Origin of the sequence: Bittarella massiliensis (ex Durand et al. 2017) (assembly GCF_017566145.1) — a bacterium.
Lineage (GTDB): Bacteria > Bacillota > Clostridia > Oscillospirales > Ruminococcaceae > Bittarella > Bittarella massiliensis_A.
The window spans coordinates 246,398-258,055 of the sequence record NZ_JABFCL010000001.1; the positions used below are offsets into that span (position 1 = coordinate 246,398).

Consider the following 11,658-nt stretch of genomic DNA (forward strand, 5'->3'; position numbering starts at 1 on the left):
CTACTGCTCCCCCTCCTCCCCTTCTTGCTGGGCGATGAGTTCGGCCAGCTCTTCCTTGGTGAGGATCTGGCTGGCCTTGTCCACAAACAGCACCCCGTCCAGGTGGTCGAGTTCATGGCAGACGCAGCGGGCGAAGAGGTCCTCCCCCTCCTTCTCCAGCACCTGGCCGGTGCGGTCCTGGTAGCGGACCTTCACCTTGTAGGGGCGGGCGACAAAGCCGAACTCCCCCGGGAAGGAGAGACAGCCCTCCACCGCCTCCTCCTCCCCCTCGCGGGAGAGGATTTCGGGGTTGACCAGTTCCATCGGCCCCTCCCCCACGTCGATGACCACCACCCGGCGCAGAAGCCCCACCTGGGGGGCAGCCAGGCCGACTCCGTCGGCCTCGTTCATGGTCTCGATCATATCCTCCACCAGCTGGGCCAGTTTCTCGTCAAACTTCTCCACCGGACGGCTCTTCTTTCGCAGAAGCTCCTGCTCCTTGGTCACAATGTTGCGCATTGCCATGGTCTTACCCGCTCCTCCTCTATCGCATAGTCTGTAAACGCCCCGGCCCCGAGGGGGCAAATGGGCGAAAATTGCCTTATAGCGTCTATTATATCTCATTGTCGGGGTGAAAATCTACCCCCACCGCCACATCCCGCAGGGAAACCTGCTGGGCCAGGGCGGCGATGGCCTCCCGCAGCAGGGCGCGGAAGGTGCGGTTGTTCTTGCACTTGACGATGATCTTGTAGCGGTACTTGTCGCTGACGCGCTCCACCAGAAAGGGGGTGGGGCCCATCAGCCGCAGGGGCACCCCCCGGTAGCTGCCCTGGGCCAGCTCCTGCAAAATCTCCATCAGCGCCCGGCCCGCCTCGATGCACCGCTCCCGTTTGGCCCCGGTGAGGCCGATCAGGCAGAGGTCGCAAAAGGGCGGGTAGAGCAGGTACCTGCGCGCCTGCATCTCCTCGGCGAAAAAGGCGTCGTAGTCCTGGCGGGAAGCCAGGGCCAACACCCGGTTTTGGGGGTCGAAGGTCTGGATGACCGCCCGCCCCGACAGGGCGCCCCGGCCGCCCCTGCCCACCACCTGGGTCACCAGGGAGAAACAGCGCTCAAAACTGCGGTAGCTCTGGCCGCCCAGCACGTGGTCGATCCCCAACACCCCCACCAGGGTGACGTTGGGGAAGTCCAACCCCTTGGCCACCATCTGGGTGCCCACCAGGATGTCGTACTCCCCCCCGGCAAAGGCCTGCAAGAAGGCGCGGTGAGAGTCTTTGCTGACGGTTGTGTCGGTGTCCATGCGCAGGATGCGCGCCTCGGGGAAAAGGCGTTCCAGCTGGTCCTCCACCTTTTGGGTGCCGGCCCCCAACAGCCGCAGGTGGCTGTCGCCGCAGTTGTCACAGCGGCCGGTCAGCTCCACCGAGTAGCCGCAGTAGTGGCAGACCAGCCGCCCGTTTTGCCGGTGGTAGGTCAGGGGGATGTCGCAGTGCTTGCAGCGGGCCACCGCCCCGCAACTGGAACAGACGGCGGTGGTATTGTACCCCCGGCGGTTGATGAGCAGGATCACCTGGTGTCCCGCGCCCACGGCCAGCTGAATCTGCCGGGCCAGGGGGCGGGAGATTTCAAAGGTGTTGCCCGAGGCCAGCTCCGCCTTCATGTCCACCAGCTCCACCTGGGGCAGGGCGTTGCCGGAATACCGCTCCGGCAGCTGGTAGAGGGCAATCTCCCCCCGCTTGGCGGCGCTGAAGGTCAGCACGCTGGGGGTGGCGGAGGCCAGCACCAGCTGCGCGGCGTGGTATTTGGCGCGAAAGCGGGCCACGTCCCGGGCGTGGTATTTGGGGGAGGAGTCGGAGTGATAGCTCCCCTCCTGCTCCTCGTCCAGGATGATGATGCCGATGTTTTGCAGGGGGGCGAAGACCGCCGAGCGGGTGCCGATGACGATGTCGGCCTTCCCCTCCTTGATCCGGCGGTACTCGCTGGCCCGCTCCCCCACCGAAAGGCCACTGTGCAAGACCGCCACCCGCTCCCCAAAGAGGGTCTTGAAGCGGGTGATGACCTGGGGGGTGAGGGCGATTTCCGGCACCAGCAAGATGGCCTGCTTGCCCAGGCGCAGGGCGTTTTCGATCAGCTTGATAAAGACCAGGGTCTTGCCCGATCCGGTGACCCCGTAGAGGAGCGAACAGCCGTAGGCCCGCCCGGCCATGGCCGCCGACAGGGCGTTGTAGACCACCGCCTGGGCCGGGGTCAAAACCACCCCGCCCGGGTCCTCCCGCCTGGCCACGCCGAAGACCTGTCGGTAGCTCTCCCGCTCAAAGAGGGCCAGGGCCCCCTTCTTTTTCAGGTTGTCCACCACCGTCCGCCCCACCCCGGTCTGATAGAGCAGCTCTTTCAAGGTGGCCCCCTCCTCCCTGGTGCAGAGCCAGTCGTAGACCGCCTGCTGCTTGGGGGTCAGCTTACCTGTAAAGGGAATGGCCTTGGCCCACGTGATCTGGTCTCCGCCGTAGCGGCGGCGGTTTTGGTACTCCCGCTCCAGAGCGCCGCACTCCAGCAGGTCCCGCAGCTCTTTGGCGTCCGGCTTCCAGCCGGCTGCTGCCAGCAAATCGGCGCAGAGAAGCCGCCCCCGGCGGGCGCGCAGGGCCTCCACCGCCAGCAGTTGGCGGGGGGTGAGGGCGGTGGGCAGCCGCTCTTCGCGCAGGAGGAAATACTCCTTGATGGTGATCCCCGCCCCCGCCGGGAGGATGGCTTTGGCCGCGTCGTAGTAGGTGCAGAAGGTGGTCTCCCGCAGGTAGAAAACCAGCTTGAAGAGCTCCTCGTTCTCGCAGAGCTCCCGGTCGTAGACGCTGGAGATCTCCTTGCAGCGGGAGGTATCCTCCTCCTGGCAGAGTTCCAACACCAAGCCGCTGCGGCGCTTGTTGCCCCGCCCAAAGGGGACGGTGACCCGGGCGCCGGGGGCGACCTCCGCCCGCAGGGCGGGGGGAATTTTGTAGCTAAAGGGCTTATCAAAGTAAAAGGCGGCATTGTCTACCGCTATTTTCGCAACCGTTTCGGGCACAGACAAAGCCGCCTCCTCTCTTCTATTTTCTCATTTGGGGGCAGGCGCGCCGGCCACCCGGCCGCGCGCAAAAGCCATTGCACTGCCCCCTCTCTTTACCGTTTGCCCCGCTTGGCCCGCCAGAGGGCGAGCAGCCGGTCCAGCAGCCGGTCGGCCAACTCCCCCTTTTGCAGCAGGGGCAGTTCCTCCGCCCCCTCTTTGGTGAGGAGGGTCACCACGTTGGTGTCCACCTCAAACCCGGCGCCGGGCTGTTTGAGGTTGTTGGCCACGATCATGTCGGCGTGCTTGGAGGCGAGTTTTCTGGCCGAATTCTCCACCAGGTCCCTCGTCTCCATCGAGAAGCCGCAGATCACCTGGTCGGGGCGGGCGCGCTCCCCCACCGCTGCCAGGATGTCCTTGGTGCGCACCAGTTCAATGCGGCCGTCCAGCTGGTCTTTTTTCAGCTTGTCCCCCGCCGTCTGGGCCGGGGTGAAGTCGGCCACCGCCGCCGCCTTGACCACCATGTCCTGCCGGTCCAGCCGGTCCAGCACCGCCCGGTACATCTCCTCTGCCGACTCGGCGGGCACCGTCTCCACCCCTTCGGGAGGGGGCAGGGACACCTTGCCGGTGACCAGGGTCACTGCCGCCCCCCGGCGCTGGGCCGCGGCGGCGATGGCGTAGCCCATCTTCCCGGTGGAGCGGTTGCTGAGAAAGCGCACCGGGTCCAAATACTCCCGGGTGGGGCCGGCGGTCACCAGCAGCCGCAGCCCCTCCAAATCCCGTTTGAGCGGGAAGAGGATTTGGTGGATGGCCTCCACCAGGGCCGGGGGCTCGGGCAGCCGCCCTTTGGCGGTGACCCCGCAGGCCAGGTAGCCGCTGTCCGGTTCGACAATCAGCATCCCCCGCCGGCGCAGGGTCTCAATATTTTGCTGGGTGGCGGGGTTTTCATACATGTTCACGTTCATGGCCGGAGCCACCAGCTTGGGGCAGGTGGCGGCCAAAAAGGTGGTGGTGAGCATGTCGTCGGCCAGGCCGCAGGCCGCTTTGGCGATGAAGTTGGCGGTGGCCGGGGCCACGGCGAAGAGGTCGGCCCCCTCGGTGAGGGAGATGTGCTTCACATCCCAGGAAAAGACCCGGTCAAAGGTGTCGACATAGGCTTTGCGCCGGGTGAGGGTCTCAAAGGTGAGGGGGGTGATGAACTGGGTGGCGTTCTCGCTCATGAGGACGTGGACCTCGGCCCCCTCCTTGGTGAGGGCCGAGGCCACGTTGGCCATCTTGTAAGCGGCGATGCCGCCGGTGATCCCCAGTAAAATCTTCTTGCCGGTCAGATCCATCATTCATCCCTCCTGCGCGCGCCAACCGCTGTGTGGGGTGCGCCTGTCAGTCGTTTTTGCCGTCTTCCCGGATGGAGCAGACATTGTTGGCAAATTCCATCACCGCCAGCTTCACCGGCTTTTCCACCAAAATGCGTTCCTCTTCGGCGGCCTCCTCCACGATCTCCCGGGCGCGCTTGGCCACGGCCACCACCAGCATGTAGTAGCTCTGATTGGGTTTTAGCAGTTCACTCAAAGCGGGTCTTAACATTCTTCCATCACTCTTTCCATAATTTGTCCCATGTAGCGGGAGGCGCGCTTCTGCGCCTCCATAATGGTCTCGATTTGATCGGCGCAGCTCTCGACGGTGTCGTTGAGCACCACGTAGTCGTACAGGCCGTACTGCCGCAACTCCTCCTTGGCCACCGCCAGCCGCCGCTCAATGGTGGCGGCGTCCTCGGTGCCCCGGCCCTCCAGCCGGCGGCGCAGCTCCTTCATGCTGGGGGGGATGACGAAGAGCAACGTCGCCTCGGGCGCCAGGGTGCGGATGTTTTTGGCCCCGGTGACCTCAATTTCCAGCAGCACGTCCTGGCCGGCGGCCAGGCTCTCCTCCACCGGCGCCTTGGGGGTGCCGTAGTAGTTGCCGCAGTAGTTGACGTATTCCAGCATCTCGCCGTCGGCGATCCGCCGCTCGAACTCCTCTTTGCTCAAAAAGTAGTACTGTACCCCGTCCACCTCTCCGGGGCGGGGGGCGCGGGTGGTGGCCGAGACCGACAGCTTCAGCGGGCGGCGGCCCATCAGCTCTTTGATGGCCGTCCCCTTGCCGCTGCCCGAGGGGCCGGAGAGGACAAACAGGATCCCGCGGTTATTCATCTTCATCCTCCTCCAACAGGTCCTCCCCCTTGTCCAGCCGGTTGCCGATGGTCTCGGGCTGCACCGCCGAGAGGATGACGTGGTCGCTGTCGGTGACGATGACCGCCCTTGTCCGCCGCCCGTAGGTGGCGTCGATGAGCAGGCCCTTGTCCCGGGCGTCCTGGATGATCCGCTTGATGGGGGCGCTCTCCGGGCTGACGATGGCGATGAGCCGGTTGGCCGACACCATGTTGCCAAAGCCGATGTTGATCAGTTTCATAGCGATTCCTTTCCGGCCTGGGGCCGCTTATTCAATATTCTGCACCTGTTCGCGCATCTTCTCGATCTCCGACTTCATCTCCACCACCAGCTTGCTGATGGCCACGTCGGAACACTTGGAGCCGATGGTGTTGGCCTCGCGGTTGAATTCCTGCACCAGGAAATCCAGTTTGCGGCCCACCGCCTCGCCCCCGGCCAGAATCTCTTCCAGCGAGGCCACGTGGCTGCGCAGCCGCACCGTCTCCTCGTCGATGGCCACCTTGTCGGCAAAGAGGGCCGCCTCGGTGAGCAGCCGCCCCTCGTCGATCTGGCGGTCCCCCATCAGCTCCTGCAACTTGGCGTAGAGCCTTTCCCGGTAAGCGCTCACCGTCTGGGGGGCAGCGGCCTCGATCTGGGCCACATAGCCGAGCACCACCTGGGCGCGGGCGAGGATGTCGGCCTTCATCCGCTCCCCCTCGGCGGCCCGCATGGCGAGAAACTCCTCCACCGCGGCCGCGGCCACCTGGGCGACCAGGGACCAGACGGCCTCGGGGTCCTCCTGCGCCCGGCGGACGGCAAAGACGTCGGGCAGGCGGGCAATGTCGGAGAGGGCGATGTCGTCGTCCACATCCAACTCGGCGCGCACCTCCCGCAGGGCCTGTAAATAGCCCTGGGCCACCGCCCGGTTGACGGCGATCACCTCGTCCCCCCCATCGAGCCGCTGCAGGTAGAGATTGACCTGTATTTTGCCGCGGGAGACCCGCTCCTGCACAAAGGCCTTTAGCCTGTCCTCCAGATAGCCATACATCCGCGGCGTCTTGCAGGAGAACTCAAAATACCGGTGGTTGACGCTCCTGATTTCCAGCAGAATGTCGTAGCCGCCCAGCTGCTGCTGGCTGCGGCCATACCCGGTCATGCTCCGAACCATCCGTTCGCCCCTCTTTCCCTCTTTTCACCGGCACAAAACAGCCCGCGTGGCCCCGCCTGACGGCGGCCCGCAGGCGCCTGCTTGACTCCCTATCGCCGCCCCCCAGAGGGCGGTTCTGTCGCGCGCCGCCAAGGGATCCTAACCCCTGGCGGGCGGGGGCGTCCGGCTCTCGTTTGAACTGCCCCTATTTTTATCTATTTTACTATTTTGGAGCGGTCACTGTCAACTGCGCCCCTTTTATTTTGGGCTGTTTTCTCCGCCAATCTGCAGTTTCCTCGCAAATTTGTTTGCCCCGCACCACCGCCCTTCTCTCCTCTTCCCGGTCTGGGGTATGGCGCTGCAGGCGAAGTGACCATCAAAAAAGAAGATGCATCTGCGCGGATGGCAAATTTCTCCCTATACTGGCCAGGTATGGCCGAGGGATTGCAGCGCGTTTGGAGGGAGCACGAGTGCCTTTTCTCCGAAGGTTTTGCCAGACGGCGATCCCCCTACCTCCCCCACACATCGCCTCGGGCAGCTTTGATACCGAGCGGGGGTACAGCTTTTGCCGCTGACACCCAGAACCGCTCCCCTTTAAGCCGCCCTTTCACCCCCTGAGCCTCTTTGGCAGGCCGGAAAGGCGCTCTGCCACCCTCACCGCCGGGCTCTATCGGCTATCGCCGGGCAGTTTCCGCCTTTTTCGGGCGGGCGGGGAGCCCGCGCCTCTGCGCATTCCATCCCGCCTGCTCACTCCTCCTGAAAGGGGTGCTTTTGAACAAAAAAAGAGCCGCGAAAAAACGCGGCCCTTTTCTGCGTCGGGTGAAGTTTACAGGGGGTGAACTTTGTTCTGGGTATCCACATGCTCACCGTCGATGTGCAGCTGCTTGTTGCGGCGGTTCTCAAAGAACTTGACTGCGACCTGGCCAAACTGGGCGTAGGTCAGCACATCCTCTTCCTGCTGCATGTAGTCGGCGCACTCGGCCCGCAGCTTATCCAGCTCGGGCTCGATCAGGTCGGCGGGGCGGCAGGTGATCCGCTCGTCGTCGCCGATGATCTTCTTGACGAAATCGGGCTCGATCTCCACCGGGGTGCGGCCGTATTCGCCGCGCACCAGGCCCTTGAACTCCTTGGTGACCATCTTGTAGCGCTCTCCGCCGATGACGTTGAACACCGCCTGGGTGCCGACGATCTGCGAGGTGGGGGTGACCAGCGGGGGGTAGCCGGCATCTTTGCGGACGCGGGGGATCTCCTGCAACACCTCTTCAAATTTGTCCTCTTTGCCAGCCTGTTTCAGCTGGCTGATGAGGTTGGAGATCATGCCGCCGGGCACCTGGTAGAGCAGGGTGTTGGCGTCCACGCCCAGGACCTTGGGCGAGATCATCCCGTTCTCGATGTACTTGGTGCGAATCTTGGCAAAGTACTCCCGCACCTTGTTGAGCTGGTTCAGGTCCAGACCGGTGTCGTACTCGGTCCCGGCCAGGGCGGCCACCATCGACTCGGTGGGGGCGTGGGAGGTCCCCAGCGCCAGGGGGGAGATGGCGGTGTCGATCACGTCGGCGCCCGCCTCAATGCCCTTGAGCAGCACCATGGAGGCCAGGCCAGAGGTGTAGTGGGAGTGCAGCTGGATGGGGATCTTCACGTTCTCTTTCAGGGCCTTCACCAGGTCGTAGACGGTGTAGGGGGTCAAAAGGCCCGCCATGTCCTTGATGCAGATGGAGTCTGCGCCCTCATTCTCCAACTCCTTGGCGTACTGCACAAAGTAGGGGATGTTGTGCACCGGGGAGGTGGTGTAGGAGATGCAGGCCTGCAGGTGGGCGTTTTGCCGCTTGGTGGCGCGGATAGACGCCTGCAGGTTGCGGATGTCGTTGAGGGCGTCAAAGATGCGGATGACGTCGATGCCGTTGGCCACCGACTTCTCGACGAAGTACTCCACCACGTCGTCGGCGTAATGGCGGTAGCCCAGGCAGTTTTGCCCCCGGTAAAGCATCTGAATGGGGGTGTTGGGCATGTGCTTTTTAATGGTGCGCAGTCTGTCCCAGGGGTCTTCGTCCAAAAAGCGAATGCAGGCGTCGAAGGTGGCGCCGCCCCAAGCTTCCACCGAGCGGTAGCCCACTTTGTCCATCTCGCCCAAAATCGGCAACATGTCGTCCATGGTCATCCGGGTGGCAAACAGGGACTGGTGTGCGTCGCGCAATACGGTTTCTGTAATTCCAATTTTAGCCATAAACCAGTACCTCTTTCTCCTTCCAGGTATGCTTTACTGGAGGGTCATAATCAAATCGTTGGAGTTGACCGAGTCGCCTTTCTGCACGTTGATGGAGGCGACGGTGCCGTCCTGCGGACACATGATCTCATTCTCCATCTTCATGGCTTCCAGGATGGCCAGCACGTCGCCCTTCTTGACGGCGGCGCCGGCGGCGACCTTGATGTCGAGGATGGTGCCGGGCATGGGGGCCTCAATCTTCACGGCGCCAGCGGGGCCGGCAGGAGCGGCAGGGGCAGCAGCCAGAGCCGGCGCGGCGGCAGGGGCCGGAGCAGGGGCAGCAGCGGGAGCAGGGGCGGGGGCAGCCACGGGAGCGGCGCCAGCGGCCAGCTCTTCCACAGCCACGTCGTAAGCGGTGCCGTTGACAGTTATGTTAAATCTTTTCATGGTGATACTCCTCCTCTATGTTGTTACAGCGGCATGTTGCCATGTTTTTTGGGCAGTTTGGCGACCCGCTTGCCCGCCAACATCTCGGCGGCGCGGATCAGGGTGGCGCGGGTCTCAGCCGGATCGATCACGCAGTCCACATGGCCTTTCGCCGCCGCCTCAAAGGCAGAGGCAGTGGTGTCGATGTAGGCCTGCACCCTGGCGGCCCGCTCGGCCACCGGGTCGGCAGCAGCCTTGATCTCCTCGCCGTAGAGGATGTTCACCGCGGCCTCGGGGGCCAGGGTGGAGAGGACGGCGGAGGGCCAGGCGACAGTCAGGTCGGCAGAGGCGTTTTTGCCGGCCAGGGCCACATAGGCGGCACCATAGGCCTCGCCGGTAATCACGGCGATCTTGGGACAGGTGGCCTCGGCGTAGACATGGGCCAGGCGGGCCGCGTCGCGGATGCCGCCGGCCAGCTCGTCGGAGGAGCTCTCTTTAAAGCCCTTGCAGTTGAGAAGGGTGATGACCGGGATGGCAAAGCTGTCGCAGATGGAGACAAAGCGGGCGATGCGGGCACTGGCGCCCTTGCACAGCCGCTCCTCGCCGCCCACGGTGGCCACCACGCCCACGGCCTGTCCGGCCAGGGTGGCCAGGGCGGTCACGGCGTTGGGGGCGTTTTCCAGGAAGGTGACATTTCCCTCGTCAAAGATGCTCTCAATGACCTCTTTGACGTCATAGGAGGACAGGTCCTCGCAGGCGGCCCGCAGCTTCTCGGCGGCAGCGGGCTCGTCGTACTCGCAGTAGGGGGCCTCGGAGAGGTTGTTGAGCGGCAGCATGGAGACGATCTTCTTGGCTTCCTCAACGGCGGCCATGTCGTCCTCGGCCACCAGCTGCACCACCCCGCTGCGCACAGCGGCCTCGGCCTTGCCGGCGCCCTCGACCTTGTCGCCGGCGGCACTGGAGACAAAGGGAGCAGTCAGGAAAAACTCGGCGTCCTTGGCCATGATGACCAAGTCGGCATTGGCGGCCATCAGGGCGGAGGTGCCGGCGCAGACCCCGGCGATGACCGCGATCTGGGGAACCACGCCCGAGAGGGCGGCCGAGCGCTGCAGCATCTCCCCGTAGGCGGCGAGCACCTCGCTGTTCTCGGCGATGCAGGCGCCCTTGGAGTCGTAGATGCCCACCACAGGCACCCCCACTTTGGCGGCCATCTCATACACCTTGGCGATCTTGGCGCCGGTGGCGGCCGAGACAGCGCCGCCCGCAACCGCACTGTCCTGGGAGAAGGCGAAGACCGAGCCGCCGTTTACCATGCCGTACCCGGTGACCACGCCCGCGCTCTCACAGCCCGCCTTGGCAAAGGCGTCCAGCTCGACAAAGCTGCCCTCGTCAAAGAGCCGGTCCAGCCGCGCATAGGCCACCGACTCCCTGTCCAATTTGCCGCTTTGCTCTGAGAGAATTTCCAGTCTGCTTTTTGGACTCATCGTTGTTCCTCCATTTCTTTTTATATCAAGTAGCAGTGAATAGCAAAATCAAATACAGTATACAGCATTGCCGAAAAAATAACAAGGTGCCGCCCATCAGTTTTTGCAGTTTTTGCAGCTTGCAAAAAAGGCGGCGATCCCCCCGGTCTCCCCCACCCGGCAGACGGTGTAACCCAGGGCGGCAAAGGCGGCGGCAGCCGGTTCGTCGGCGGGGCCGTAGTCCAAATAGCCCCGGCGCTCAAAGTAGTCCAAACAGGCGCGAAAGACCCCGTCGATCACCGGCAGCTCGGCATAGGCGGGAGCCCCCAGCAGGACGGTATTCCCCCGCAGGAAAAAGGCACATGAGGCAAGCATCTGCCCCCCCTCGGCGGCGGCAAAGCGCTCCCCCGCCCGCTGGATGCGAATCACTTTTTCTCCCCCGGGCCGCTCAGACCAGCCGCACCCCGCAGGGCCGCCACCTCTTGCTTGGTGAGGGGACGGTAGGTGCCGGGCTTGAGCATCCCCAATTTGAGGGGGCCGAAGGCGGTGCGCTTGAGGCGGGCGACCTCCAGCCCCACCTCCTCGCACATCTTGCGAATCTGGCGGTTGCGCCCCTCGCGGATGACAAACTCCAGCACGCAGCGGCCGGGCTGCTTGTCCAGCACCCGGATGGTGGCGGGGGCGGTCTTGCGCCCGTCGATGTAGACGCCCTCACTCATGGCGACGATCTGTTCGTCGGACGCGTCGGGGCGGACGGTGACCCGGTAGGTCTTGGAGACCTTTTTGCTGGGGTGCATCATCAGGTTGGCAAAGGCGCCGTCGCTGGTGAAGAGCAGCAGCCCCTCGGAGTTTTTGTCCAGCCGGCCGATGGGGTAGACCCGCTCCCCCACCCCGGCCATCAAATCGGCCACACAGCGGCGGCCCTGTTCGTCCTGCAGGGTGGTGACATAGCCCCGGGGCTTGTGCAGCATCAGGTACTGGTACTCGGCTTTGGGGGCGCCGTTCACCCGCTCCCCGTCCAGGGTGACCAGGTCTTTGCGGGGATCGATCTTGTCCCCCAGGCGGGCGGGGTGGCCGTTGACCTTCACCCGGCCGCGCTGAATGTACTCCTCGGCCTTGCGCCGGGAGCAGACGCCCCACTGGGACATGGCTTTTTGCAGTCGTGTATCTCTAGGCATAATATCCTCCTTTGGCCATACATTTGTATTTTACCATGTTTTTGGCCGCAG

Annotated in this window: 12 protein-coding genes; all 12 read right to left on the bottom strand. The window is 64.1% G+C overall.

Going from position 1 to position 11,658, the window contains the following annotated elements; all coding sequences use genetic code 11:
- On the bottom strand, positions 1–504 hold the full coding sequence (gene def, locus HJY11_RS01230; RefSeq protein WP_208074261.1) for a peptide deformylase: 504 nt from the start codon (positions 502–504) through the stop codon (positions 1–3).
- Positions 505–592: 88 nt separating this feature from the next.
- The gene (priA, locus tag HJY11_RS01235; RefSeq protein WP_208074262.1) at positions 593–3,028 is read right to left on the bottom strand and encodes a replication restart helicase PriA; all 2,436 of its coding nucleotides are present in this window, start codon (positions 3,026–3,028) and stop codon (positions 593–595) included.
- Positions 3,029–3,123: 95 nt separating this feature from the next.
- Positions 3,124–4,341: a bifunctional phosphopantothenoylcysteine decarboxylase/phosphopantothenate--cysteine ligase CoaBC gene (gene coaBC, locus HJY11_RS01240; RefSeq protein WP_208074456.1), complete on the bottom strand. Its 1,218-nt coding sequence runs from the start codon at positions 4,339–4,341 to the stop codon at positions 3,124–3,126.
- Between the two features lie 46 nt (positions 4,342–4,387).
- On the bottom strand, positions 4,388–4,591 hold the full coding sequence (rpoZ, locus tag HJY11_RS01245; protein ID WP_208074263.1) for a DNA-directed RNA polymerase subunit omega: 204 nt from the start codon (positions 4,589–4,591) through the stop codon (positions 4,388–4,390).
- The gene (gene gmk / locus HJY11_RS01250) at positions 4,585–5,193 is read right to left on the bottom strand and encodes a guanylate kinase (protein WP_059005212.1); all 609 of its coding nucleotides are present in this window, start codon (positions 5,191–5,193) and stop codon (positions 4,585–4,587) included. The genes rpoZ and gmk overlap by 7 nt, the downstream gene beginning before the upstream one ends.
- Positions 5,186–5,458 carry an extracellular matrix/biofilm regulator RemA gene (remA, locus tag HJY11_RS01255; protein ID WP_044992062.1) on the bottom strand — a complete coding sequence of 91 codons (273 nt, stop codon included), beginning with the start codon at positions 5,456–5,458 and terminating at the stop codon, positions 5,186–5,188. Before remA ends, gmk begins: the two co-directional genes overlap by 8 nt.
- Before the next feature lie 21 nt (positions 5,459–5,479).
- On the bottom strand, positions 5,480–6,358 hold the full coding sequence (locus HJY11_RS01260) for a YicC/YloC family endoribonuclease (RefSeq protein ID WP_208074264.1): 879 nt from the start codon (positions 6,356–6,358) through the stop codon (positions 5,480–5,482).
- An 805-nt stretch (positions 6,359–7,163) separates the two neighbouring features.
- The gene (locus tag HJY11_RS01265; RefSeq protein ID WP_208074265.1) at positions 7,164–8,561 is read right to left on the bottom strand and encodes an oxaloacetate decarboxylase subunit alpha; all 1,398 of its coding nucleotides are present in this window, start codon (positions 8,559–8,561) and stop codon (positions 7,164–7,166) included.
- A 33-nt stretch (positions 8,562–8,594) separates the two neighbouring features.
- Entirely contained in the window at positions 8,595–8,987 is a 393-nt protein-coding gene (locus HJY11_RS01270) for a biotin/lipoyl-containing protein (RefSeq protein ID WP_208074266.1), read from the bottom strand.
- A gap of 23 nt (positions 8,988–9,010) precedes the next feature.
- On the bottom strand, positions 9,011–10,450 hold the full coding sequence (locus HJY11_RS01275) for an acyl-CoA carboxylase subunit beta (RefSeq protein ID WP_208074267.1): 1,440 nt from the start codon (positions 10,448–10,450) through the stop codon (positions 9,011–9,013).
- A 96-nt stretch (positions 10,451–10,546) separates the two neighbouring features.
- Positions 10,547–10,858: a hypothetical protein gene (locus HJY11_RS01280; RefSeq protein WP_208074268.1), complete on the bottom strand. Its 312-nt coding sequence runs from the start codon at positions 10,856–10,858 to the stop codon at positions 10,547–10,549.
- Positions 10,855–11,607 carry a pseudouridine synthase gene (locus HJY11_RS01285; protein WP_208074269.1) on the bottom strand — a complete coding sequence of 251 codons (753 nt, stop codon included), beginning with the start codon at positions 11,605–11,607 and terminating at the stop codon, positions 10,855–10,857. Before HJY11_RS01285 ends, HJY11_RS01280 begins: the two co-directional genes overlap by 4 nt.
- Positions 11,608–11,658: the final 51 nt, after the last annotated feature.